24 protein-coding genes are annotated in these 24,488 nt (G+C 71.3%); 13 read left to right on the top strand and 11 right to left on the bottom strand.

The window, feature by feature from the left end; genetic code table 11:
- The first annotated feature begins 67 nt into the window (after positions 1-67).
- Complete coding sequence (locus tag ACWDA7_RS16255; protein ID WP_450604852.1) at positions 68-580, top strand: SRPBCC family protein; 513 nt, start codon at positions 68-70, stop codon at positions 578-580.
- Here ACWDA7_RS16255 and ACWDA7_RS16250 read toward each other — a convergent pair.
- A complete protein-coding gene (locus tag ACWDA7_RS16250; RefSeq protein WP_450604850.1) occupies positions 548-1,672 on the bottom strand; it encodes a PLP-dependent cysteine synthase family protein in 1,125 nt (374 codons plus the stop codon). The genes ACWDA7_RS16255 and ACWDA7_RS16250 overlap by 33 nt on opposite strands.
- Positions 1,673-2,080: 408 nt before the next feature.
- On the opposite strand from ACWDA7_RS16250, the gene ACWDA7_RS16245 reads away from it, so the two are divergent.
- A complete protein-coding gene (locus tag ACWDA7_RS16245) occupies positions 2,081-2,404 on the top strand; it encodes a hypothetical protein (protein WP_450604848.1) in 324 nt (107 codons plus the stop codon).
- 241 nt (positions 2,405-2,645) lie between these two features.
- Entirely contained in the window at positions 2,646-3,170 is a 525-nt protein-coding gene (locus ACWDA7_RS16240; RefSeq protein ID WP_359396510.1) for an ATP-binding protein, read from the top strand.
- A gap of 51 nt (positions 3,171-3,221) precedes the next feature.
- Here the strand turns inward: ACWDA7_RS16240 and ACWDA7_RS16235 are convergent, their stop codons facing one another.
- From ACWDA7_RS16235 to ACWDA7_RS16215, 5 genes are all read right to left on the bottom strand, one after another.
- On the bottom strand, positions 3,222-5,783 hold the full coding sequence (locus tag ACWDA7_RS16235; RefSeq protein WP_450604846.1) for an ABC transporter permease: 2,562 nt from the start codon (positions 5,781-5,783) through the stop codon (positions 3,222-3,224).
- Positions 5,780-6,505, bottom strand: coding sequence for an ABC transporter ATP-binding protein (locus tag ACWDA7_RS16230; protein ID WP_450604916.1), 726 nt, complete (start codon positions 6,503-6,505; stop codon positions 5,780-5,782). Before ACWDA7_RS16230 ends, ACWDA7_RS16235 begins: the two co-directional genes overlap by 4 nt.
- Before the next feature lie 101 nt (positions 6,506-6,606).
- Positions 6,607-6,900, bottom strand: coding sequence for an SHOCT domain-containing protein (locus ACWDA7_RS16225; RefSeq protein ID WP_450604845.1), 294 nt, complete (start codon positions 6,898-6,900; stop codon positions 6,607-6,609).
- Positions 6,901-7,325: 425 nt separating this feature from the next.
- On the bottom strand, positions 7,326-8,567 hold the full coding sequence (locus tag ACWDA7_RS16220) for an ROK family protein (protein ID WP_450604844.1): 1,242 nt from the start codon (positions 8,565-8,567) through the stop codon (positions 7,326-7,328).
- Positions 8,564-9,253, bottom strand: a complete 690-nt coding sequence (locus tag ACWDA7_RS16215) for an alpha-ketoglutarate-dependent dioxygenase AlkB family protein (RefSeq protein WP_450604843.1) — start codon at positions 9,251-9,253, stop codon at positions 8,564-8,566. The genes ACWDA7_RS16220 and ACWDA7_RS16215 overlap by 4 nt, the downstream gene beginning before the upstream one ends.
- Positions 9,254-9,447: 194 nt before the next feature.
- On the opposite strand from ACWDA7_RS16215, the gene ACWDA7_RS16210 reads away from it, so the two are divergent.
- The 4 genes from ACWDA7_RS16210 (at position 9,448) to ACWDA7_RS16195 (ending at position 15,084) form a co-directional block, all read left to right on the top strand.
- On the top strand, positions 9,448-10,590 hold the full coding sequence (locus ACWDA7_RS16210; RefSeq protein WP_450604841.1) for a methyltransferase: 1,143 nt from the start codon (positions 9,448-9,450) through the stop codon (positions 10,588-10,590).
- 380 nt (positions 10,591-10,970) lie between these two features.
- Positions 10,971-12,806, top strand: a complete 1,836-nt coding sequence (locus ACWDA7_RS16205) for a glycoside hydrolase family 15 protein (protein ID WP_450604840.1) — start codon at positions 10,971-10,973, stop codon at positions 12,804-12,806.
- A gap of 209 nt (positions 12,807-13,015) precedes the next feature.
- Positions 13,016-14,182: an MFS transporter gene (locus ACWDA7_RS16200; protein ID WP_450604915.1), complete on the top strand. Its 1,167-nt coding sequence runs from the start codon at positions 13,016-13,018 to the stop codon at positions 14,180-14,182.
- 161 nt (positions 14,183-14,343) lie between these two features.
- Complete coding sequence (locus ACWDA7_RS16195) at positions 14,344-15,084, top strand: maleylpyruvate isomerase family mycothiol-dependent enzyme (RefSeq protein ID WP_450604839.1); 741 nt, start codon at positions 14,344-14,346, stop codon at positions 15,082-15,084.
- Positions 15,085-15,247: 163 nt separating this feature from the next.
- Here the strand turns inward: ACWDA7_RS16195 and ACWDA7_RS16190 are convergent, their stop codons facing one another.
- Positions 15,248-15,640 (bottom strand): MarR family winged helix-turn-helix transcriptional regulator, encoded by a 393-nt coding sequence (locus ACWDA7_RS16190; RefSeq protein WP_450604837.1) that lies wholly within the window; start codon positions 15,638-15,640, stop codon positions 15,248-15,250.
- A gap of 85 nt (positions 15,641-15,725) precedes the next feature.
- On the opposite strand from ACWDA7_RS16190, the gene ACWDA7_RS16185 reads away from it, so the two are divergent.
- Together ACWDA7_RS16185 and ACWDA7_RS16180 are read left to right on the top strand one after the other, a co-directional pair.
- Positions 15,726-17,204, top strand: a complete 1,479-nt coding sequence (locus ACWDA7_RS16185) for an MFS transporter (RefSeq protein WP_450604835.1) — start codon at positions 15,726-15,728, stop codon at positions 17,202-17,204.
- Positions 17,205-17,276: 72 nt separating this feature from the next.
- Positions 17,277-17,588, top strand: a complete 312-nt coding sequence (locus tag ACWDA7_RS16180; protein ID WP_432935505.1) for a DUF6332 family protein — start codon at positions 17,277-17,279, stop codon at positions 17,586-17,588.
- Here ACWDA7_RS16180 and ACWDA7_RS16175 read toward each other — a convergent pair.
- The 3 genes from ACWDA7_RS16175 to ACWDA7_RS16165 all read right to left on the bottom strand — a co-directional run bounded on the left by ACWDA7_RS16175 (position 17,549) and on the right by ACWDA7_RS16165 (position 20,182).
- Complete coding sequence (locus tag ACWDA7_RS16175) at positions 17,549-18,214, bottom strand: response regulator (protein ID WP_450604834.1); 666 nt, start codon at positions 18,212-18,214, stop codon at positions 17,549-17,551. The two genes, ACWDA7_RS16180 and ACWDA7_RS16175, sit on opposite strands and share 40 nt — an antisense overlap.
- Positions 18,211-19,440, bottom strand: coding sequence for a sensor histidine kinase (locus ACWDA7_RS16170; protein ID WP_450604832.1), 1,230 nt, complete (start codon positions 19,438-19,440; stop codon positions 18,211-18,213). Before ACWDA7_RS16170 ends, ACWDA7_RS16175 begins: the two co-directional genes overlap by 4 nt.
- A 91-nt stretch (positions 19,441-19,531) precedes the next feature.
- Complete coding sequence (locus ACWDA7_RS16165; RefSeq protein WP_450604830.1) at positions 19,532-20,182, bottom strand: TetR/AcrR family transcriptional regulator; 651 nt, start codon at positions 20,180-20,182, stop codon at positions 19,532-19,534.
- Between the two features lie 198 nt (positions 20,183-20,380).
- Here ACWDA7_RS16165 and ACWDA7_RS16160 point away from each other — a divergent pair, with 198 nt between their 5' ends.
- From ACWDA7_RS16160 to ACWDA7_RS16150, 3 genes are all read left to right on the top strand, one after another.
- Positions 20,381-21,421, top strand: a complete 1,041-nt coding sequence (locus tag ACWDA7_RS16160) for a medium chain dehydrogenase/reductase family protein (protein ID WP_450604829.1) — start codon at positions 20,381-20,383, stop codon at positions 21,419-21,421.
- 115 nt (positions 21,422-21,536) lie between these two features.
- A complete protein-coding gene (locus tag ACWDA7_RS16155) occupies positions 21,537-21,944 on the top strand; it encodes a YciI family protein (RefSeq protein ID WP_450604827.1) in 408 nt (135 codons plus the stop codon).
- A gap of 8 nt (positions 21,945-21,952) precedes the next feature.
- A complete protein-coding gene (locus ACWDA7_RS16150; protein WP_450604914.1) occupies positions 21,953-23,098 on the top strand; it encodes an RNA polymerase sigma factor in 1,146 nt (381 codons plus the stop codon).
- Between the two features lie 274 nt (positions 23,099-23,372).
- Here ACWDA7_RS16150 and ACWDA7_RS16145 read toward each other — a convergent pair whose 3' ends face one another.
- On the bottom strand, positions 23,373-23,984 hold the full coding sequence (locus tag ACWDA7_RS16145) for a transposase (protein ID WP_450604826.1): 612 nt from the start codon (positions 23,982-23,984) through the stop codon (positions 23,373-23,375).
- Between the two features lie 286 nt (positions 23,985-24,270).
- Between ACWDA7_RS16145 and ACWDA7_RS16140 the strand changes: the two genes are divergently transcribed.
- Positions 24,271-24,488 (top strand): hypothetical protein (locus ACWDA7_RS16140; RefSeq protein WP_450604825.1); only part of this gene is annotated, 218 nt, incomplete at its 3' end.

Genomic DNA, 24,488 nt, shown 5'->3' with positions numbered 1-24,488 from the left:
GGTGACGCCGGCCCGGCACCCCCGCTTCCGTTTCGGGAACTGCGCTTCCCTCGAGGAGGTTGCGTCCATGGCACGTCAGCTGCGCCCGGTGGGGCTCGACTTCCTGCGGACCGCTCCCGTGCGGCTCGTGTTCGCGCGGGAGATCACGGCACCTCCCAAGGCGGTCTTCGGGGCCCTCGCCGACGACGTCCCGGGCTGGAGCGACTGGTTCTCCGCCGTGACCCTCGCCCGGCCCCTCGACGAAGGCGCCCGGCGTGATGTGCGTCTGACGGGCGGCGCCCACTTCCTGGAGACGGTCGTGGCGGCCGAGCCGGACGAGCTGTACGCGTACCGGGTCGACGAGACGGGCGTACCCGGGATCCGCGCGCTCCTCGAGGAGTGGCGGCTCACGCCCGCCGGCCCGGGCACCCGGGTTCAGTGGACCTTCGCGGCCGACGGGCCCGCGGTCCTCCGGTTCGCGCTGAAGGGCGCCCGCGCGGGTCTGGGACACGCGTTCCGCGGCGCGGTCACGGCACTGGACCGGAGGCTGACGAGGGTGGGCCCAGGATCAGCCCGGCCACACCCCGGTCGCCAGCAGTGACTCGATGACCGCCGTGTACGGAGCGATGTCCAGCCCCTCCTCGGCGAGCCACGCGTCCGAGTAGTACTTGTCCAGATAGCGGTCGCCGGGATCGCACAGCAGGGTCACCACGCTGCCCGTGCGCCCCTCGGCCACCATCTCGGCGACGATCTTCAGCGCACTCCACAAGCCCGTGCCGGTCGAGCCGCCCGCCTTGCGGCCGATGGCTCCCTCCAGGGCCCGTACGGCGGCGACGGCGCCCGCGTCCGGGACCTTCATCATCCGGTCGATGACGCCGGGCACGAAGCTCGGCTCCATCCGGGGCCGCCCGATGCCCTCTATGCGCGAGCCGCAGTCACAGGTGACGTCCGGATCGCCGGTCGTCCACCCCTCGAAGAAACACGAGTTCTCCGGGTCGGCCACGCAGACCCGGGTGTCGTACTGCATGTAGTGCACATACCGCGCGATGGTCGCCGAGGTGCCTCCGGTGCCCGCCGTGGCGACGATCCACGTCGGCACCGGGAACCGCTCCAACTCCATCTGGCGGAAGATGGATTCGGCGATGTTGTTGTTGCCGCGCCAGTCCGTGGCCCGTTCCGCGTAGGTGAACTGGTCCATGTAGTGGCCGCCGGTCTCCGCCGCGAGGGCGGCCGAGGCCTCGTACATCTTGCGCGAGTCGTCCACGAAGTGGCAGCGCCCGCCGTGGAACTCGATGAGCCGGCACTTCTCCGCGCTCGTCGTGCGCGGCATGACCGCGATGAAGGGCACACCGATGAGCTTGGCGAAATAGGCTTCGGAGACGGCGGTCGAACCGCTGGACGCCTCGATCACCGGGCGGCCGGGGCGGATCCACCCGTTGCACAGGCCGTACAGGAACAGGGACCGGGCGAGGCGGTGCTTGAGGCTGCCGGTGGGGTGGGTCGACTCGTCCTTCAGATACAGGTCGATGCCCCACTGCTCGGGCAGCGGGAAGCGCAGCAAGTGGGTGTCCGCCGAGCGGTTGGCGTCGGCCTGGACCTTGCGGACAGCCTCTTTGAGCCAGGCGCGGTACTCGGCATCGGTGCGGTCGACGTCGTACGTCCCGCTGGGGCGGGTGATCTGCGGAGTGCTCACCGCGGGGCTCCTTACCGGGGTGCTCCGACGCCTCGTTCACACGGTCGGACGCCTCGATGATAGACATCTTCGGCACGCTTCTCACCTGCATAAACACCCCTTTGAGCTGCTCAAAGGCTCCCTGGGGAGGACGACGCAAAACGCTGGGGGCGCATCCGCGCGAGTGCGCCGGATACCCTGCGCGACCCCACCATGCACACTGGTGCAAGGCGCCGGGGGCAGGCAGACTGCACCGCGGGGACGCCGATCGCCGCGGTCGGGCACCGCGCGGACGCCGACCCCTGAGGCGCGGCAACCTGGATGACACAGCCACTGGATCACGACCGAACTCGATCAGGGCCACACCGGATCGCGACCACGGGCGATCCGGACCGGGCACAGCCGAACGCAGCGAAGGGGCGGGACATCATGGCGGAGCCGGAGTTCACGGCCATGGGCGTGCGCATCGGGAAGGGGCTACGGTCACTCACCCGGGCCGGGCAGGTCCGGATCAGCGACGGCAGACTGCGGCTGCTCACCAGCTACGGCAGCGAGATCGACAGTGCGCCGGTGCAGGCGGTACGGGCCTCCAGGCCCTGGTTCGCGCCGCATGACCGGGCGTCGGCCGATGTCAACGGCACCCGCTATTCACTGATCCTCGGCGACCACGACCCCGCGCCCGGGCAGCCGGGGCTCCCGTCGGCACGCCGGTTCGTCGACGCGGTCCGCAGGGCGGCAGGTCGCGACGGCTGAACGCGGCGCGAGTTGCAGGAAGGCACCCCCTGAGTCACGCTGGTCTCACATCACTCTGGGTTTACCGGCGATCACGCTGAAGAACCAGCCCGCCGGTCACGACGCGGGCGGCCCCCGTACGAAGCCGTACCGCACCAGGCGGCCGGAGTACTCAGCCGCACAGCAGGCGGCGGTACGACCGGCCCTCCTGCTGGATCCGATCTCCGTCTTCTTCCGGACCTCAATTCGGGGAGTCGCAGCCGTGATCAGCCAGCCAAGCAGGCACTGCACGGTGGAGCTCCAAGCCCTGCCGTGGCGGATCGGTCAGGTCCGCAGAATCGTATCGGCGCAGTTGCGCTACTGGCATCTGGATCCCTTGATAGACCGGGCCGCACTGGGTGTGACGGAGTTGTTGACCAACGTCCACCTCCATGCCCAGCCCGACAAGACCTGCACCGTGGAGATGGAGCTCCTGCTCGACCGCCTCACCGTCTCGGTGCACGACCACGATCCGCGCCTGCCGGAGCTGTGCGACGCGGGTGTCTCCGCCACCAGCGGACGGGGTCTCGCGATGGTCGCGGCGGTGTCCGACAGCTGGGGAGCGCGCCCGGACGGCGACGTGGGCAAGGTCGTGTGGTTCACGCTTCCCGCGCCGTCCTCGGCACCGCCCCGGCCGGTGCACGGCCTGGCCCCGTACGAGAAGGCGCTCGACGCGTCGGCCCACACGCTCGCGGTCGACGAGCACGGCACACCACACACTCCCGCCCGGTCCGCCGTTGCAGGCTGACCGGGCGGTGAGCCCTCCTTCGGTGCGTTTCCGACGCGGGCCTCGCGCGGATCATTCCGTGGCGATGGCGCGCAGGACGTCCAGGCGGGCGGCCCGCCGGGCGGGGCGCAGCCCGGCGAGCGCACCGGCCGCGAGGCCCACCAGCGCCACCACGAGGAATTGTGCGGGCGGCAGAGCGAAGGCGAACGCGGTGGCGGAGGCTCCGTCGGACGACTTCACCAGCACCCAGCCGAGGAAGGCGCCCAGGACAAGGCCGCCCGCCGTGCCGAAGGCGGCCACGAGGACCGACTCCCAGCGGACCATGGCCCGCAGTTGGGACCGGGTCTGGCCGACCGCTCTGAGGAGGCCGAGCTCACGGATCCGCTCGTGGACCGCCAGGGTCAGGGTGTTGGCGATGCCCAGCAGGGCGATGAGCACGGCCAGCGCGAGGAGTGCGTAGACCAGGGTGAGCATCATGTCGATGCCACCGGCCGACGACTGCGCGAACTCGTCCCGGGTCTGCACGGAGGGATTGCCGTACCGGGCGGCGACCTTCTGCACCGCGGCCTTCCCCTCGGCCGTGGCGACACCAGGCTTGAAGGACACGGCAACGAGCGTGTCGGAGTCCTGGGTGCGGTGCGGAGCCCAAGCGGCGCGGGTGATCACGTAGTCGCCGGCGAGTTCGGAGCGGCCGTAGACCGCGCGGACCGTGAACGGGCGCGTGGTGCCGTCGGTGAAGGTGAGCCGCGCCGTGGTGCCCAGGGCCAGGTGCTGCTTGTCGGCCTGCTGCTCGCTGATCGCGATGCCGTCGCCGCCGAGGTGGTCGAGAGAGCCGTGTACGGGTGCGAGATCGAAGACCCTGCCGAGGGCGACGGGGTCGGTGACGGTCAGCGCCCGTCCGCTGCCGTCCACCTTCGCCACTCCGCGGCCGAGGCCCACGGCGTCCTCGACGCCGGGCTGACGAGCGATCGCGGAGGCCAGCCCCGGGCTCAGCCCGCTGCCGCCCGCACCGAACGACGGGGTGCTGACAGCGACATCTCCGGCAAAGGACCGGGACACGGTCTGATCCATGGTGGCCTTCAGGGACGCGCCGAACACGGTGAACAGGGAGACGACGGCGACGCCGATCATCAGCGCACTCGCGGTGGCCGCGGTCCGCCGCGGGCTGCGCAGGGCGTTGCGGCGGGCCAAGCCGCCGGTGACGCCACGCAGCCGGTCGAGCGGGGCGCCGAGGATCTGCACGGCCGCACGGGAGGCGACCGGTCCGAGGACCACGAAGGCGGCCAGGGCGAGCACGGCGCCCAGTCCCGCCAGCCACAGCGAGGACTTCACCACTACCGCGGTCAGGGTGCTCACGACGGCCACCGCCATGAGTGCGCCGCCCACGATCGCACGGGTGCGCGAGGCGCCGGACCGGTCGACGGCGCTTTCGCGCAGCGCGGCCAGCGGCGCGGTGCGCCCGGCCCGTACGGCGGGCAGCAGGGCGGAGCCGAGGCACACCACGGCACCGACCACCAGCGGTAGCACCGGGGACAGGCCGCTGATCACCAGATCGCCGTCGGGGAAGGGGAACCCGATGGCCGGGAAGAGGGCCTGGAGCCCCGCCGCGATGCCGAGGCCGCCCGCCAGCCCAGCGGCCGACGCGACGACGGCGACGGCGCTCGCCTCGAGCAGAGTGGCGACGGTGACCTGGCGGCGAGCCGCGCCGAGGGCCCGCAGGAGGGCGTTCTCCCGGGTGCGCTGGGCGACGACGATCGCGAACGTGTTGTGGATGGAGAAGGTCGCCACGAGCAGTGCGACACCGGAGAACACCAGGAGGAAGGTGGTGAAGAGGGTCAGGAACTGACTGGAGATCATGTCCGTGTTCTCCTGGGCCGACTCCTGGCCGGTGATGGCCTCGACTCCCTTGGGCAGCGCACGCGTCAGTCGGGCCACGAGCTCCGTCTGGCTCACCCCGGGTCGGGCACGCACCTGGATGCTCGCGGCCTGACCGGGCCTCGCGGTGAGGTACTTCTCGGCGTCTGCCTCGGTCAGTCCGGTGAAGGTCACCTGCGCCATGCCGTCCTGGCCGCCGAAGGTCGCGAGGCCGACGATCCTGACCTGCACGGGATCGGGCGTCCGCAGGGTCGTGGTGTCGCCGATCCGCAGGTGCCCCTTCTTGGCCGCCCCTCGGTTGACGATGACTTCGCCGCTCTTCGCCGGGGCCCTGCCCTCGGCGAGTCGATAGGGGTTGAGCTGCGCGTCCGTGATCCAGTTGCCCGCGAGGGTGGGCGGGCCCTGGCCGCCGATGGGCTTGCCGTCGGCGCCGACGAGCTGGCCCCGGCCCTGGATGCCCGCTGCCGCCGCGGCCACGCCGGGAACCTTCTCGACGGTGCGGAGCAGCGAGGTGTCGACGGGCTGTCGTACGCCCTGGCTCTCACCGGGCGTGGTGATGGTGTCGGCGCTGCGCACGACGGCGTCGGTCCCCGCGGTGGCGTCTCCGAACATCGTGCTGAAGCTCGCGCGCAGCGTGTCGCCCATCACCAGCGTGCCCGCGAGGAAGGCGACGCCGAGGAACACCGCGGCGAACGTACCCGCGAAGCGCCTCTTGTGGGCGCGCAGCGAGGAGGCGCCGAGGCGCACGGACGCGTTCACGACCTCACCTCGAAGGCCTTCATACGGTCGAGGACCTTCTCGGGCGTCGGTGACTCCATGCGGTCCACCAGGCGCCCGTCGGCGAGGAAGACGACCTCGTCGGCATGGGAGGCGGCGACCGGGTCGTGGGTGACCATGACCACGGTGCGGTCCATCCCGCGCACCGCCCTGCCGAGCAGGCCCAGCACCTCCTCGCCGGAACGGGAGTCGAGGTTGCCGGTGGGTTCGTCGGCGAAGACGACATCGGGCCGGCCGGCGAACGCCCGGGCCACGGCGACGCGTTGCTGCTGGCCTCCGGAGAGCTCGGCGGGCCGGTGGTGCAGCCGGTCCCGCAGTCCCACGACGTCGATGAGGGCGTCGATCCACTCCTGGTCGCCCCGGCGGCCGGCCAGGTCGACGGGCAGGGTGACGTTCTCCGCGACGGTCAGTGTCGGCACCAGGTTGAAGGCCTGGAAGACGAAGCCGATGCGGTCGCGGCGCAGAAGGGTGAGGCGGCGGTCGTCGAGCCGGCTCAGATCGGTGTCGCCGATGAAGGCGGAGCCCGAGGTGAGCATGTCGAGGCCGACCGCGCAGTGCATCAGCGTGGACTTGCCGGAGCCGGAAGGGCCCATGATCGCGGTGAAGCGGCCGGCCGGGAAGCCGATGCTGACCCCGTCCAGGGCCCGCACGGCGGTGTCGCCGGCGCCGTACACCTTGACGGCGTCGACGACCCGGGCGGCCATACGAGGGGCCGTGGTCGTGGAGGCGGCGCGCTGGGGGTCCCCCGAGACATGGAGCCCAGGGGAAGCCTCGTCCGGACTGGCGGCGGGCGTCGGGCGGGAGGTCATACGGCACCGCCCTTGCCCGTGCGGCCGAACTGCTCGTCCAGGACGGAGAGCCGGCGCCAGTACTCGTCCTCGTCGATCTCCCCGGAGGCGAAGCGGCGGCCGAGCACGGCGATCGGGGAGTCGCCCGCCGTACGACCGTCCAGGCCGCGCCAGGGTGCGCCGCGGCGGTGCCAGACGGTGCGGCGCAGGACGGTCACGACGCCGAGCACGACGGCCGCCCAGATCAAAGGGAAGAACAGGATCCAGGGGCCGGGGCCGGGGCCGCCGTCCCAGTGGGCCAGGGTCTGCATCTCGGGTCATCTCCTCGGTGGGTTCTACGGTGATGACTCGAGACTCGGGCAGAAAGGGGGTCCGGGTCGTCGTACGGCCGGCGGCAGCGCGCATACCGCCTGGGGAGTACCCGAGCGCTCGGTCCCTGCTCCCCCTCCCGGCCTCGACGTGGACGGCAACGGGCCGTCCTCACCGAGCACTTCGCCGGGAGCGGCGGGCAGAGCCACCGGCCGCCGTACGAGGTCGGCAGGCCCCGCCTTCTGTTTCCGTGCCCGAGAGCCGCCTCCTGACGTCCTTCCTCGACCGGTGGCGCAGGGTCATGCGCTGTCTCCCGGGGAAGTACACGGCCGCCGGGATCGCCCGCGGGACGGCGGAGATCATCACACCGGCGACTGTGCGGACGGCCACTCGCGGTGATGCTCGCCCCGGACGTCGGCGGCCGCGGTCAGGCCAGCGCCGCCAGCGGATCGTCCAGTACCGGCTGCCAGGCCAGCTCCGCCGCGCCCACCAGGCTGTTGTGGTCCAGCGTGCAGGGGAGGATGGGGACTCCGCCGCTGCTGCGGCCCCACAGACTGCGGTCGGCGACCACCGCGCGGAGCCGCTCGGGGTCGGCCTCCACGAGCGTGCGGTGGAGCCCGCCGAGGATGATGCGGTCCGGGTTGAGGATGTTGACCAGTCCGGCAAGACCGAGGCCCAGCCGGTCGATCAGTACCTCGACGGCGGTACGCACGGCCGGGTCGGCAGGGTAGCCGGTGCGGATGAGGTCGTCGGCCTGCTGGAGCTGCGAGACCTCCGGGCCGGCGTCGCGACCGGTCTCCTGCAGGAACGCCAGCGGATCCGCTTCCACGTCGAGGCAGCCGCGGCTGCCGCAGTGGCAGGGCCGTCCCTCGGGGTTGACGGTGAGGTGCCCCACCTCGAGCGCGAGCCCCGAACTGCCGGTGTGCAGCCGACCGTCGAGCACCAGCGCACCGCCGACGCCTCGGTGCCCGGTGGCCACGCAGAGCAGATCCCGGGAGCCGCGGCCCGCGCCGTGCCGGTGCTCGGCGAGCGCGGCGAGATTGACGTCGTTCGCGGCGAAGGCGGATCCGGTGATGCCCGCGGCGCGCACGCACTCGGCGAAGATCTTCCGCACCGGTGCACCCACCGGCCAGGCCAGGTGGAGGGGGTTGAGCGCGAGACCCTCGGGTTCCGCGACCGCGGAGGGCACGGCGAGCCCGGCGCCCACACAGCGTCGTCCCGTCTCGTGCAGCAGACCGGCGCCCGCCTCGACCACCGAGCGCAGCACCTTCGCCGGATCGGCGTCCACGGTCTCGCAGCCGGGCGCGGTGGCGACGATCCGGCCGCCGAGCCCGACGAGCGCGGCCCGGAAGCCGTCCGCGTGCACCTGGGCGGCGAGCGCGACAGGGCCGTCCTCGGCAACCTCCAGCCGGTGCGAGGGCCGGCCCTGCGCACCCGCGGCGGCACCCGGGTGCGCGTCCACTCTGATCAGCCCCAGCGCCTCCAGCTCCGCGGCCACCGCTCCGGCGGTCGCCCGGGTGACACCCAGCTCGGAGGTGAGCACGGCACGCGTCGGCGCACGTCCGGTGTGCACCAGCTCCAGCGCGGGGCCGAGCGCCCCGCGCCCCCGGTCCAGCCGCGTCCGTGTGTTCCCTTCCCCTGACGTCCGGGGGGCCGCCTTGCCAGTCATGAAGGGGAGTCTCCCATGATCCGCTCGGGGCCGGTCCGCCAGCCGCCGACCCGCAGCGTGATGTTCAGCCGCCCCGTCAACCCCAGCCAGGGCGGCGCCGTCCCCGGCTGCACCCGCGGCACCCCGTGGTAGGCGAGCCGTGCCGGGCCGCCGAAGACGAACAGGTCCCCGCTGCGCAGCTCCACGTCCGTGTAAGGGCGCGTGCGGGTCTCGGTGTTGCCGAAGCGGAAGACACAGGTGTCGCCGAGGCTCAGCGAGACGACGGGAGCGTCGGACTTCTCGTCGCTGTCGCGGTGCATGCCCATGCGGGCTCCGGCACCGTAGAAGTTGATCAGCGCGATGTCGTACGGCTCGGACGGTGCCTCCCGCGGGCCGAGGGCGGCGGTCACCGCCTCACGGCCGAGGTCGGCCAGCCAGTCCGGCAGAGGCTTCACGGGGGCGCCGTCGCCGTCGACCGCCGTGCGGGCATAGCCGTACGGGTACCAGTGCCAGCCGAGGCAGACCTGGCGCGAGGTCATCGTGCCGCCGCCGGGGGTGTGCACGGTCCGCAGTCCCGCGGGCGGCCGGGCCCACTCCCTACAGGCCGCGAGGAGCCGGAGGCTGCGATCCGCGTCCAGCCAGTCGGGCACATGGACCGCGCCGGGCACGACCTCGCTCCGGCTTCGCGGGAACAGCTCGGCGTCCATGGCCCCATCATCACGCATCAAGCGCGGACGGAGACCGGGTCGACAGGGTCCCCTACGGGCCGAGCCGCGGCGAGCCGACGGCTCGTGCGGGGAGTCCGGCGGGCGGCGACCAGGACCACAGCGCGAGCCTGGCTACCCCCGCACATCGGCCGACGACCGGGAGCCACGAGCTGCTCGGCTAGCCTGGACGCACGATGAACGACCGTTTGACCACGCCCTGGGGCGAGTACGCGCTGACCCGCTTCCCCGAGGATCCCCGCGACCGGCTGCGTGCCTGGGACGCATCGGACGCGTATCTGCTGCGGCACCTCGCGGCGAGCGGCACCCCGCTGGGCGGCACGGTCGTGGTCCTCGGAGACCGGTGGGGAGCCCTCACCACGGCGCTCGCGGCGCATCGCCCGACACAGATCACCGACTCGTTCCTGGCCCACGAGGCGACCCGGAAGAATCTGTCACGCAACGGCGTCGACGCCGACGCGGTACGGTTGCTCACCACGCGCGACACACCGCCCGCCCGGATCGACGTGCTCCTCGTCCGGGTGCCCAAGAGCCTCGCGCTCCTGGAGGACCAGCTGCACCGGCTGGCGCCCGCGCTGCACGAGAAGTCCGTGGTCGTCGGCACCGGGATGGTCAAGGAGATTCACACCTCGACGCTGCAGCTGTTCGAGCGGATCATCGGCCCCACGCGCACTTCCCTCGCCGAGCAGAAGGCCCGGCTCGTCTTCTGCACCCCCGACCCGGCACTCGGCCGGGGGGCCGACCCATGGCCGTACCGCTATGAACTCCCCGGGGACATCGGCCTGTTGTCCGGCCGCACAGTCACCAACCACGCGGGGGTCTTCTGCGCCGACCGCCTCGACATCGGAACCCGTTTCTTCCTGCGCCATCTGCCGCGCAGCCGGGGCGCCGAGCGGATCGTGGACCTGGGCTGCGGCAACGGGGTCGTGGGGCTGGCCGCCGCGCTGGCCAACCCGGAGGCCGAGCTGGTGTTCGTCGACGAGTCCTACCAGGCGGTGGCCTCGGCGGAGGAGACATACCGGGACAACACCGAGGGGCCGGCGGAGTTCCGCGTCGGCGACAGCCTGGCCGGAGTGCCGGCCGCGAGCGTCGACCTGGTCCTGAACAACCCGCCGTTCCACTCCCACCAGGCGACGACGGACGCCACGGCCTGGCGCATGTTCACCGGAGCGCGGCGCGCCCTGCGCCCGGGCGGCGAGCTCTGGGTGATCGGCAACCGCCATCTGGGCTACCACGTGAAGCTGCGCCGTCTCTTCGGCAACAGCGAACTGGTCGCGAGCGACGCGAAGTTCGTGGTCCTGAAGGCCGTCAAGAAGTAGCCGGTCCGGCGACCGGGCCGGCCCGTACGGCACGCGGCGGCGCGCTGGACGCGCCCCGCCTCCGGCCGGACGTGTCCGCCGTCCCCGGTAAGCGCCGTCCCCGGTATCCGCCCGCCCCCGGTGCTCCAGCCGCGACCATCTCCTCCCGGAGCCCGCCGATCTCGGCCCACGGCGATCCGTACCGATCGAGCCGGCGTCCATGGCCAGGACAGAGGATCAGCGTCACGACGCACGGCGACGGCCGCACCGTACGCACCGTGGCAGGCCGTCCCACGCGCGCCTCGCTTCCCGTGCCCCCCTCTTCCCCTGCGCCTAAGCTGTACGTGCGGTGCCCGCGCCGGGCGCTCACAGGAGGCTGAGCGGGCGCACAGGAGGCTGAAATGGCCGAGACGACTTTCGAACAGTACGTACCCGGGGGCTCCCGCTACCTGCCGATCGCGGACCACGGGCTGATCGGTGATCTGCGCACGGTGGCCCTGGTGGGGACCAACGGCACCATCGACTGGTACTGCTGCCCGGCCTTCGACCGCCCCAGTGTCTTCGGGGCGATCCTGGACGCCGATCGGGGCGGATGCTTCGAGCTGGCCGCGACCGTACCCGCGCGGACCAAGCAGTTCTACTTCCCCGACACCAACGTCCTGATCACACGGTTCTTCACGGAGGACGGCGTCGGCGAGGTACAGGACTTCATGCCCGTCGGCGAGAACTGTGTCGAGTGCGAGCGGCACCGGCTGATCCGCCGGGTCCTGTGTGTGCGCGGGTCCCTGCCCTTCCGGGTCCGGGTGGCTCCGCGGTTCGACTACGGCAGGCAGCCGCACACCGTCCAGTTGCTCGGCGACGTGGCCGTCTTCGAGTCGGCCGATCTGTCGCTGGCGTTGACCTCCACCATCCCCCTCGAGGGCGACGACGTCGACGTATGGGCGGACTTCAAGCTGTCCGAGGGCGAGTCGGCGGTGTTCGCGCTCGACCAGGTCGCCGCTGATCTGGCACCGCGCATGTGTGCGCGGGCCGAGGCGGAGCGGCAGTTCGCCACCACGGTGGAGTACTGGCGGCGCTGGTTGTCCGCGTCCCGCTACCGCGGCCGGTGGCGGGAGATGGTGCACCGCTCCGCTCTCACGCTGAAGCTCCTCACCTACGCCCCGACCGGCGCGATCGTGGCCGCGCCCACCACCAGCCTGCCGGAGACGCTCGGCGGCGAGCGCAACTGGGACTATCGGTACGTATGGGTACGCGATGCGGCCTTCTGCGTCTATGCCCTGCTGCGCCTGGGCTTCCCGGGCGAGGCGGAGGCCTTCATGAATTTCGTGACCCGGCACATCATTCCGGGTGACGGCGGTCCGTCGGGCCCGCTGCAGATCATGTACGGCATCGACGGCCGCACCGACCTGCCCGAGCATGAACTGGACAACCTGGAAGGTCACCAGGGATCCGCGCCGGTACGGATCGGCAACGCCGCCGCCGACCAGCTCCAGCTGGACATCTACGGCGCGCTCATTGACTCGATCTATCTGTACGACAAGTGGGCGCAACCCATCTCCAGCGACCAGTGGGACGACGTCTGCAAGCTGGTCGACTGGGTCTGCGCCCACTGGGAACAGCCCGACGAGGGAATCTGGGAGACCCGCGGCGGCCGCAAGAGGTTCCTGTACTCGCGGCTGATGTGCTGGGTGGCGATCGAGCGCGCCATCCGGATCGCCACCCACCGGGGGCTGCCTGCCGACCTGCCGCGGTGGCGGCAGTGCCGTGACACGATCTACCGGCGGATCATGCAACGAGGCTGGTCCGAGGCACGCTCGGCCTTCGTCCAGCACGAGGACGACGACGTGCTCGACGCGGCGCTGCTCATGATGCCGCTGGCCAAGTTCATCGCGCCCACCGATCCCAAGTGGCTGTCCACGCTCGACGCCCTCACCCAGGACCTGGTGTCCGACTCGCTGGTCTACCGCTACGACCCGCAGGCGAGTCCGGACGGGCTGCGGGGCGGCGAGGGCACGTTCTCCATCTGCTCGTTCTGGTACGTCGAGGCGCTGGTACGGGCCGGGCGCCTGGACGAGGCACGGCTGGCCTTCGAGAAGATGCTCACCTACGCCAACCATCTGGGTCTGTACGCCGAGGAGATCAGCCAGTCCGGCGAACAGCAGGGCAACTTCCCACAGGCGTTCACACATCTGTCGCTGATCAGCGCGGCGTTCAATCTGGACCGGGCGCTGGGCTGAGGGAACGCGTCGCGTCCGGCACCCGTGCGTCCCTGGCATGCGCCGCGACCACTGGCATGCGCCGACCACATGACCGGCGGGACGGGTCATCTGGGATCCGGGATTCCGGGTGCCCGCACCTGCGCCCTGTCACCTCCCTTGCACCACTCGGGACGGCCACCTAACCTGATTTTGTGCCGCTACTAAACAAACTCACCCCGCACAGCGCCGTGCCGGGCAGTGACCTCACCCGTCTGCGCATCGCCCTCACCGCCTTCTTCGCCCTGGACGGCTTCATCTTCGCGGGCTGGGTCGTTCGCATTCCGGCGGTCAAGGAGCAGACGGGCGCCTCGGCCGGCGCCCTCGGGCTCGCACTGCTCGGGGTCTCCGCCGGCGCGGTGATCACCATGACGCTCACCGGACGGCTCTGCCGGCGTTTCGGCAGCCATCCGGTGACCGTGGTCTGCGCCGTCCTGCTGTCACTGAGCGTGTCCCTGCCCCCTTTGACGCACTCGGTGCTCACGCTGGGGCTCGTACTGCTGGTCTTCGGAGCGGCATACGGCGGCATCAATGTGGCCTTCAACAGCGCCGCCGTCGATCTGGTCGCGGCGCTCCGCCGGCCGATCATGCCGGGCTTCCACGCGGCGTTCAGCCTGGGCGGCATGGTGGGCGCCGGGCTCGGCGGCCTCGTCGCGGGATCCCTGTCCCCCACCGTGCACCTGTTCGGCCTCACCGTGATCGGTCTACTGGTGACCGCGGTCGCCGGGCGCACGCTCCTTCGGGAGGAGCCTCCGGTGCCCCCCGAGCGCGCCCGGCCCGAACGCACGTCGCACCACCCCGACATACGCACCCGCGGCCTGGTCACCGTCTTCGGCCTGATCGCGCTCTGCACCGCGTACGGCGAGGGCGCCATGGCCGACTGGGGTGCGCTGCATCTGGCGCAGGATCTCCACGCCCACCCGGGTGTGGCGGCGGCCGGCTACTCGTGCTTCGCGCTCGCCATGACGGTGGCCCGGGCCGGCGGGACCAGACTGCTGGAACGCCTCGGGCGGGTCCGTACGGTGGTGGCGGGCGGCGCCACGGCCGCGGCCGGGATGCTGCTCGGATCGCTCGCGCCCTCCGTGTGGGGGGCCCTGCTCGGCTTCGCGATCACGGGGCTCGGCCTCGCCAACCTCTTCCCGGTCGCGGTGGAACGCGCCGGCGCGCTCGCGGGGCCCAGCGGGGTGGCGGTCGCCTCGACGCTCGGCTACGGCGGCATGCTGCTCGGCCCGCCCGCGATCGGGTTCATGGCGGAGTGGTACTCGCTGCCCGTGGCACTCACCAGTGTGGCGGTCCTGGCAGCGGTCGCATCGGCCATCGGCTACGGAGCGCGCCACGCACCCTCAGGCCCCCGGTGACACCACAGGGAGAGACCATCCGCTGCGTCTTCCACCTGCCGCGGATTGCGGTGTGGCTCCGAACCGGACGCCAGGGCGGTCGACCCGAAACATCGCCCGGCTCCCGCCGGATGCGGTCCCCGCTCTCCCGTAGGCCGCACCGCATCCGGCACACTCGCCTCATGGAGACTGCCGAGTTCGTTAAGGTCCTGGACCGAGAGGGCCGACTGCTGGCCGCCGCGGCCGAGGAGGCGGGCGTCGAGGCCGACGTGCCGTGCTGTCCGGACTGGCAGGTACGGGACCTGCTGCGGCACACGGGCATGGTGCACCGCTGGGCCGCGGCCTTCGTCGTCGACGGGCACACCGCGTACCACCCCGACGGCGGGCTGCCTGACCTCGACGGTGCCGAGCTGGTGGGGTGGTTCCGGGAGGGGCACCAGCACCTGGTCGACAGCCTTTCCTCGGCAGCGCCCGATGTGCGGTGCTGGCACTTCCTGCCCGCGCCCTCGCCGCTCGCCTTCTGGGCCCGCCGGCAGGCGCACGAGACGACCGTGCACCGGATCGACGCGGAGTCAGCGCGTGGCGGCACGCCCACCGGCATCGACCAGGACGTCGCCCTCGACGGCATCGACGAGTTGCTGGGCGGCTTCCACGCCCGCAACCGGAGCCGGGTGCGCAGCGAGGAGCCGCGCGTCCTACGGCTGCGGGCCACGGATGCCGACGACGCCGTATGGACGGTACGGCTGTCCACCGAGGCGCCCGTCACCGAGCGGGGCGCCGCCGGGAAGGCGGACTGCGAAGTGAGCGGACCGGCGGCGCGGCTGTATCTGTCGCTGTGGAACCGGGCGCCGTTCCCGGAAGTCACGGGTGACGCCGCGGTCGCGGCACTGTGGCGCGAGAAGTCCGCCGTCACCTGGAGCTGAGCCGAAGCCATCCGGGGTTGGGCCGGGGCCATCCGGAGGTGGGCCGCGGCCACCCCGAGTCGGGCCTGGACCATCTGAATTGGGCACGGGCCAGCCGAAGTCGAGCCAAATCACTCGGAGTTGGGCCGTAGTCGGCGGCATGACTCGGGTCGCGGCCGAGGTGTCAGCCCTCCAGCATTCTCCCAAGCACCGCGCGCTGTACCGGCAACATCTCGCTGTGCAGCGTGCGTCCCTTCGCCGTGAGCGCCACACGCACACCCCGCCGGTCCTCCGCGCACATCGCCCGGTCGACGAGGCCGTCCTTCTCCAGGCGGGCGATGAGCCGCGACAGCGCGCTCTGACTCAGATGGACCCGCTCGGAGATCTCCTGCACGCGACAGGAACACGAGCCCTGCGCCTCCGCCTCGGAGAGGAGGTCGAGCACCTCGAAGTCACTGGCGCACAGACCATGGGGATGCAGGGCGCGGTCGAGCTCGCACTGGATGCGCGCGTGCAGCCCCAGGATGTCGCGCCACTGGTCCACGAGCGCCCGCTCGGCCCTTTCAACAGCCGCCATGGCCGCACCGTAGCAAAGATCCGCGATTGATGCATCCGAATTAAATGCGCTTGCATTGAATGCAGGTGCATGTAGTCTCTGGTGTATGACCTCTCCGCTCACCACCCCCTTGTCCGAACGCTGGACTCCTCGGCTGTGGGGCACCTTGCTGGTGCTCTGCGCCGCGATGTTCCTGGACGCTCTCGACGTCTCCATGGTCGGCGTCGCGCTGCCGTCCATCGGCTCCGACCTCCACCTGACGACGTCAACCCTGCAATGGGTCGTCAGCGGCTACATCCTGGGATACGGCGGGCTGCTGCTCCTCGGCGGACGCACCGCGGACCTGCTCGGCCGCCGTCAGGTCTTCCTGGTGGCGCTGGGAATCTTCGCGCTCGCCTCAGTGCTCGGCGGACTCGTGGACTCCGGTCCGCTGCTGATCGCCAGCCGGTTCATCAAGGGTCTGAGTGCCGCGTTCACCGCCCCCGCCGGACTGTCCATCATCACCACGACGTTCGCCGAGGGCCCGCTGCGCAACCGCGCCCTGTCGATCTACACCACCTGCGCGGCCACCGGCTTCTCGATGGGCCTGGTGCTGTCCGGTCTGCTGACCGAGGCCAGTTGGCGCCTCACCATGCTGCTGCCGGCGCCGATCGCCCTCATCGCCCTGCTCGCGGGCCTGAAGCTGCTGCCGCGCAGCGAACGGGAGAAGGACCACAACGGCTACGACATCCCCGGCGCCGTCCTCGGCACGGCTTCGATGCTGCTGCTCGTCTTCACCGTCGTCCAGGCGCCGCAGGCCGGCTGGGCGTCCGCCCGGACGCTGCTGTCCTTCCTCGCCGTGGCCGTGCTCCTCGCCGTCTTCGTCCGTGTCGAGCGGCGCTCGGCCGGTCCGCTGATCCGCCTCGGAGTGCTCCGCTCCGGCAACCAGATCCGTGCCCAGCTCGGGGCGATGGCGTTCTTCGGCTCCTACGTCGGCTTCCAGTTCCTGGCCACGCTCTATATGCAGTCGCTGCTCGGCTGGTCCGCACTGCACACGGCACTCGCCTTCCTGCCGGCCGGCGCGCTGGTGGCCGTGTCCTCGACGAAGGTGGGCGCGATCGTGGACCGCTTCGGCACCGCCCGGCTGATCGCGGTGGGCTTCACGCTGATGGCCGTCGGATACGGGCTGTTCCTGCGCGTCAGCCTGAACCCCTCCTACGCCGCGGCCATTCTGCCGAGCATGCTGCTGATCGGCGCGGCCTGCGCCCTGGTCTTCCCCTCGCTCAACATCCAGGCAACCAACGGCGTCGAGGACCACGAGCAGGGCATGGTCTCCGGTCTGCTCAACACCTCGGTCCAGGTGGGCGGCGCGATCTTCCTGGCGGTGGTGACGGCGGTGGTGACCGCACACGCGCCCGCGCAGGCCTCACCGCAGGCGGTCCTGGACAGCTACCGGCCCGGCCTGGTCGTGGTCACCGGTATCGCGCTGGTGGGGCTCCTGCTCACGCTCACCGGACTGCGCACGCGCCGGGTCCAGAGGTCCCTCGTGGTCGCGAGGTCCCTTCCTCAGGAGGCGGACGCGGAGCCGGTCGCGGTCCGCGACTGAGGGGGACGCCTCCACGCGTGCGCCCGGCGGGCTTCCTTGCCCGGCCGGGCGCACGCCTGTTTGACTCGGCGCATGGCGAAGCCGTGGAGACGTTCACTCCGTGCCCGCGCCCGGCGCAGTCAGGCCGAACGCGACGCGATCACCGTCGAGATCGGATACGCCTTGTTGAGCGCGACCGTCGCGGCGGCGCTGGCGTTGGGGGCCGTGGCGGGGCCGGCGTTCGCCTTCGGCCTCTCGGGGGGCACGCGGATTGCGTTCGTCGCCGCCGGGGTGGCGGTGGCCGCCCTGCTCTTCGTCGCACGTGTCGTCGCCGTACTGTTCCGCTTCGGGCGCCGTGCCGGGACTCAGCCCAGCCAGCCCGGCCGTACCAGCCCCGACTCATAGGCCAGGACGACGAGTTGGGCCCGGTCGCGGGCGCCCAGCTTCACCATGGTGCGACTGACGTGGGTCTTGGCCGTAAGCGGGCTCACCACCAGGCGGCGGGCGATCTCGTCGTTGGACAGGCCGATGCCGACCAGGGCCATCACCTCGCGTTCCCGCTCGGTGAGTTCGGCGAGCGAGGCGGGGGCCGAGGGCTCCTTGGAACGCGCCGCGAACTCCGAGATGAGCCGCCGGGTCACACTGGGCGAGAGCAGGGCGTCGCCCTGGACCACCACCCGTACCGCGCGCAGGAGTTCCTCCGGCTCGGTGTCCTTGACGAGAAAGCCGGAAGCACCCGCGCGGATCGCCTCGAAGACATATTCGTCCAGTTCGAAGGTGGTGAGCATGACCACCTTCACGCCCTCGAGTTCCCGGTCCTCACCGATGTGGCGGGCCGCGGCCAGCCCGTCGAGCAGGGGCATCCGGATGTCCATCAGCACCACGTCGGGCCGCAGTTCGCGCACCAGGCGCAACGCCTGCTCGCCGTCGGCGGCCTCCCCTGCCACCTCGATGTCCGGCTGGGCGTCGAGCAGCGCCTTGAACCCCGCCCGGACGAGCGACTGATCGTCGGCGAGCAGTACCCGGATCACACGTCCTCCTTGCGCTCGATGAACTCTTGGGACGACGCCTTCAGCGGCAGGACCGCGAGCACACTGAAGCCACCGTCGGCGCGCGGGCCGGCCTCGATGGTGCCGCCGAGGGCGGTGGCACGCTCGCGCATCCCCGCCAGGCCGTTGCCGCTGCCGCCCGCGTCGGCGCCGCTCGCCGGCCCGTCGTCGTCGATACGAAGGCGCAGCGCCCCCTCGGCATTGTCGACGCGCACGCGCGCCTGCCGCGACCTCGAGTGCCGTACGACGTTGGTGAGCGCTTCCTGCACGATGCGGAAGGCGGCGAGGTCCGTTGCCGGCGCGAGCTTCGGCGCGCCGCCTTCGACTGTGACCGTGAGACCGGCGCTCGCGGCCTGCTCGACGAGTTCCGGCAGCCGGTCGAGCCCGGGCGCCGGGGTGCGCGGCGCGTCGCCGGGCGTGCGCAGGGTGTCGAGCACCTGCCGTACCTCTCCGAGCGCCTCCTTACTGGCGGCCTTGATCGTGGTGAGCGCCGTACGCGCCTGCTCCGGGTCCGAGTCGAGGAGTGCGAGGCCCACACCCGCTTGGACATTGATCACGGAGATGCTGTGGGCGAGCACGTCATGGAGTTCGCGGGCGATCCGCAGCCGCTCCTCGTCCGCGCGCCGGCGCGCGGCCTGCGCCCGTTCGGCCCGCTCACGCGCCCACTGTTCGCGCCGCACCCGCACCAGTTCCGCCACGGCGACGATCGCCGCCACCCAGGCGGCGATGACCAGCTCCCCTCCCCAGGAAGTCGCCGAATCCCCGGCCGGTGGCAGCCATCGATACAACCAGTGCGACACCAGGACATGCCCGGCCCAGAACATCCCGACGGCCGCCCACGCGGCCTTGCGGCGCCCGGCGACCAGCGCGCTGAAACAGCCGACGGCGACGGTCAGGAAGACCGGACCGTACGGGTAGCCGGCACCCATGTAGACCGTGGCGGCCGCGGCGGTCACGAACGCCACCGGCACCGGATACCGCTGCCGCCACAGCAGCGCCCCCGAAGCCACGAGCAGAAGGATGTAGGCGAAGGCGTCGAGGTGAGCGCGGTCGCTCTTCTGGTTGACGGACGCCACGTGCGTGCCGAAGACCACGAAGACGGTGAACAACAGCGTGGACCGCCAGGGCAGATGAGAGGAGCGGGACGCATTGCTCCACCACGGCGGTCCGTGCCACCGCCACGGGACGTCTGCGCGTTGCTCCTCCATGGGGTTCACGCTAGACGTCCCCGGCCGGAAGCGGCGTCGGCCCGGCGAGGTGATCACGCGTACTCCCCTGGGAGTACGTCCGTCGCCGTTCTCAGTGCTCGGCGGCCAGGTCGTCGGCCTCGGCGGCGAACAGCAGGGCGGGATCGAACCCCATGCCGGTGAAGTGGCCGGCGAGCTCCAGTGACAGCACCCCGTGCAGACGGGTCCAGAAGGACAGCGCCCGGTGGAGGACCGCGGGAGGCGCCGGATGGCCCTCGGCCCACTGCCGGTGGTCGGCGAGATGGGCATCGAACGGGTCGGCGGCCGAGGTCCGGGTCCATGTCGCCGCGCACACCTCGAGCAGGGCCGCCATGATCTCGCGGGCGATCGAGGTGATGTCGTCGGGCGCGTGGTAACCGGGGACGGGCGTGCCGTAGATCAGGAAGTACCGCTGAGGGTCCTCGAGCGCCCAGCCACGCATCGCGTGCGCGAGGCCGGTCAAGCCGGAGCCCGAATCGGCGGCGGCGCGGATCGTGTCGGCCAGACCGCGGTAGGCGTCACGGATCAGTTCGGTGATCAGCTCGTCCCGGCCGGCGAAGTACCGGTAGAGCGCCGGGCCGCTCATGCCCATCTCCTTGGCGATCGCATTGAGGGAGAGCCCGGACGCTCCCGCGGTGGCGATCTGCTGCCACGCCCGCTCCTTGATCTCCTCGCGTACCTGACTGCGGTACCGCTCACGGGGACTTGCCGCGCCTGCCGCCATCACCTCAACGCTCCTCTACGACCGGGTTGTTCCAAGGTATCACCTTCGTAAGAGCCACTAACAGCGCATCGCGCGAGCGCTTGACACCGGCGCGATAGTGCGTCATTTTCGTTATAGCTTCTAACGCAAGCGAGAGCCGATAAGCAGGCAAGCCGGCTCACCCACCGAGTCACACGAAGTCACCAAGCGGAGGTCGTCATGGGAAGCAAGGAACTCGTCGAGGTCGTCCTGCCGGGAACGGTCGAGCCCGAGGGGCTTCAGTTCCGGCGCCGGGCCGTTCCGGACCCGGGTGCCGGCCAGATCGTGGTCCAGGTGGAGGCCGCCGGGGTCTCCTTCGCCGAGCAGCAGATGCGCCGCGGCCGGTACTACGACCAGCCGCCCTTCCCGTTCGTGCCCGGGTACGACCTCGTGGGGACGGTGCTCGCGGCCGGTACGGGCGTGGCGCCGGGACTCGTCGGGAAGCGGGTGGCGGCGCTGGTCAAGGTCGGGGGCTGGGCCAGCCATGTGGTCCTGGACGCGGCCGACGCGGTGGAGGTGCCCGTCGGTGTCGGCGCGGCGGAGGCGGAGACCCTGGTGGTCAACGGCATCACGGCGTGGCAGATGCTGCACCGCAAGGCCCGCGTCCGCACCGGCGGGACGATCCTGGTCCATGGCGCCAACGGCGGCGTCGGCACCGCCCTCGTACAGCTCGCCCAGGCGGCCGGCCTGACGGTGATCGGTACCGCGTCCGCACGCCACCACGACGCGCTGAGGGAGATGGGAGTGATTCCCGTCGACTACCGCACCGAGGACGTTCCCGCCCGGGTCCGCGCGCTCGCTCCGGGCGGAGTGGACGCGGTCTTCGACCACGTCGGGGGCCGAAGCGTGATCGACTCGTGGCGGCTGCTCGCCCCCGGCGGCACGCTTGTCTCCTACGGCAGCGCCGCGACCAGGGACGACACGGGGTCGAAGCAGTGGCCGGTACTGAAGATCCTCGGCCGGGTGTGGTGGTGGAACGCGCTGCCCAACGGCCGCCACGCGTATTTCTTCAACGTCTGGGCGGGCCGCGCCTTCAGCAAGGACCGCTTCCGGGCGCGGCTGCGCGACGACCTCACCGCGGTGTTCAGTGCCCTTCAGCGCGGTGAGGTCACCGCCCGGATCGCCGCCCAGCTCCCGCTCACCGACGTCGCCGAGGCCATGCGGCTGGCCGAGTCCGGCACGGTCGCCGGAAAGGTCGTCCTGATTCCCGCCTCTTCGTAGATCAGCCTGGGTCGACTCAAAAAAATCTGACGGCGATGTCGAGAACCCGTGACCGGCTCCGTCCCAGCGGTGAACGTGACCACAATGGGTCGCACCAGTACCGAGGAGAAACCCCATGGCCAAGTACTTGCTGCTCAAGCACTACCGCGGCGCCCCAGCTCCGGTGAACGACGTGTGCATGGACCAGTGGACGCCGGAGGAGATCTCGGCGCACGTGCAGTACATGCACGACTTCGCGGCCCGGCTCGAGAAGACCGGCGAGTTCGTCGACGGTCAGGGACTCGCCCCCGAGGGGGCCTGGGTCCGGTACGACGGCGAGGGCCGTCCCCCGGTCACCGACGGCCCGTTCGCCGAGACCAAGGACCTCATCGCCGGCTGGATGATCATCGACGTCGACAGCTATGACCGCGCCGTCGAGCTGGCCGGGGAACTGTCGGCCGCCCCCGGGGCAGGCGGGAAGCCGATCCACGAGTGGCTCGAGGTACGCCCCTTCATGGCCGCGCCGCCCACCATCACGGAGTGACCTCACCGATGAACGAGGCCCTGCTCCGGAGCCTCACCCCGAGCGTGCTCGGAATCCTCGTCCGCCGCGGAGCCGACTTCGCGGCGGCCGAGGACGCCGTGCAGGACGCGCTGATCGAGGCGTTCCGCGTGTGGCCGGCCGACCCGCCGCGGGACCCGAAGGGCTGGCTGGTCACCGTGGCCTGGCGCCGGTTCCTCGACGCGACCCGGGCGGACGCCGCCCGCCGCCGGCGTGAGGACCTCCTCGACGAGGAGCCGGCGCCCGGGCCCGCGCCCGCGGTGGACGACACGCTCCAGCTCTACTTCCTGTGCGCCCACCCGTCGCTGACGCCGTCGTCCGCGGTCGCGCTCACGCTGCGCGCTGTCGGCGGCCTGACCACCCGCCAGATCGCCCAGGCCTACCTGGTGCCCGAGGCGACCATGGCGCAGCGCATCAGCCGGGCCAAGCGCACCGTCTCCGGCGTGCGGTTCGACCAGCCCGGCGACGTCGCCACCGTGCTGCGCGTCCTCTACTTGGTCTTCAACGAGGGCTACTCCGGTGACGTCGACCTCGCCGCCGAGGCCATCCGGCTCACCCGGCAGCTCGCGGCCGCGATCGACCACCCCGAGGTGGCGGGGCTGCTCGCCCTCATGCTGCTCCACCACGCCCGGCGGGCCTCACGGACCGCACCCGACGGCAGCCTGGTACCGCTCGCCGAGCAGGACCGCCGCCGCTGGGACACCCAGTCGATCGCCGAGGGCGTCGAGATCCTGCAGACGGCCCTGGCCCGCGACCGGCTAGGCGAGTTCCAGGCCCAGGCCGCCATCGCTGCACTCCACGCCGACGCGCCCACCGCCGAGGAGACCGACTGGGTGCAGATCGTCGAGTGGTACGACGAGCTCACACGCCTGACCGACAGCCCCGTCGTCCGGCTCAACCGCGCCGTCGCCGTCGGCGAGGCCGACGGACCGCGCGCCGGGCTGGCGGCGCTCGCGGCGCTGAACGACTCGCTGCCTCGCCACGCCGCGGTGGCCGCGTACCTCCACGAGCGCGACGGCGACCTGGAGACGGCAGCACGGCTGTACATCGATGCGGCCCAAAAGGCACCCAACCTCGCCGAGCGCGACCACCTGACACGGCAGGCCGCCCGGCTCAACACCCGTCGGCGTAGCTGATGGGCCGTGCCCGGACTTTCCCGCAGCACCTGGCGCTGAAGTGCCGGGGGAAGGTGACCCACTTGCGGGAGGCTTCGGCTGCCCGAAGCACGGTTCGCCCAGGTTTGCCCACGAAGAGCCCGACTCCATAGGGCTGGATAGGGCTGGCCTCTGCCGACTACCGAAGGCCGGAACCTGCCCATCAACTTCCCGAAGGCCGGAACCTGTCGACGGACCTAAGAGTTATCCCGTAATGCGGAGCGGGCCGTGTCTCCTTGCCGGGGTAACCCCCCGGTTACCGGCTTTCCAGCTTCAGGTTGTGGAGTGCTGCGACTCCTGCGATGGCATGGTTGATGCCGTCGCCTTTGCGTCTGTATTGGCGGAGGATCTGGTGGTCTTTGAGGCGGGCGATGGTGTGTTCGGCGACAGCGCGGCGCCAGCGGAACCGGCGGTAGTTGCGGTCTTTGATGATGCGGCCGTCGGGGCCACGTCGGGGTGTGCGGATGCGGTCGGATCCGCGAGACCCGCCGTCGCCGGAGAGTCGGGGGTGGTCGGGCAGGGTTTTCCCGAGGGTTTCTCGGAAGACGACGATGTCGTTGCGGTTTCCCGGCCATGCGTCCCCGACCGCGACGACCCTTCGCTCGCCGGCCCGGCAGACGACCTGCACGTTGACGCTGCGCCGGTAGTTCTTCGACTTCGCGGTCTTCTTCTTGTCGTGGACAGGGATCAAAGTCCCGTCGATGACCCACAGTTCCCAGTGGTCGGTGGGCGGCGGACCGAGAAGCTCGGCGAGGGGTTCGGTGAGACGGTCGACGACTGGGTGGACGGCGGAGTCGGAGATGGCGAACGGGGTGCCGAGTTGCTGCATGGTCAGGTTGGTCCGGTAGGCGAGGACGAGGAGTAGCACGCGGTCGGTGAACGCGCCCAGGGCCGACCGGTGTCGGGTTTCTGTTCCCGCAGCTGCTGCACGAGCCGGTGCATCTGGGGTCCGGTCAGTCCGGTCCAGGCCCGCAGGTCGGCAGCGGTGCAGTGGGTCAGACGCAGGCCCGTAACCGAGGGCGTGCGGAGTCAAGCTGACCGGCTGCAGGGGGCGTTGTCAGTGGTGGCAGGTAGCTTTGATGTGATTGCTGAGGCGGCGCATGCCCGGACGGGTCTCCGTACGTCGGCGGGTCCACAAGGAGGTGGGAACGTCCATGAGCACGAGCCTGCTCGATGCCGCGCCCGCCTCCGATGCCGCGCCTGGTCGCCGCTTGCGGGGCAAGAACAAGGGCGAGCGCTGGAAGCGTGGCGAGGACACCGAGCTGGCGGTCATCCGTCTGCCCCTGGACGTCCACCGCCTTGAAGACCTGCAGCGTGCGGAGAACCTGTACTCGGCGATGTGGGCGGTCAAGCGCGCCCTGCAGCGCGATGC

The organism is Streptomyces sp. NPDC001156, assembly GCF_053598275.1.
This window is presented reverse-complemented; position numbering and strand designations above follow the sequence as displayed.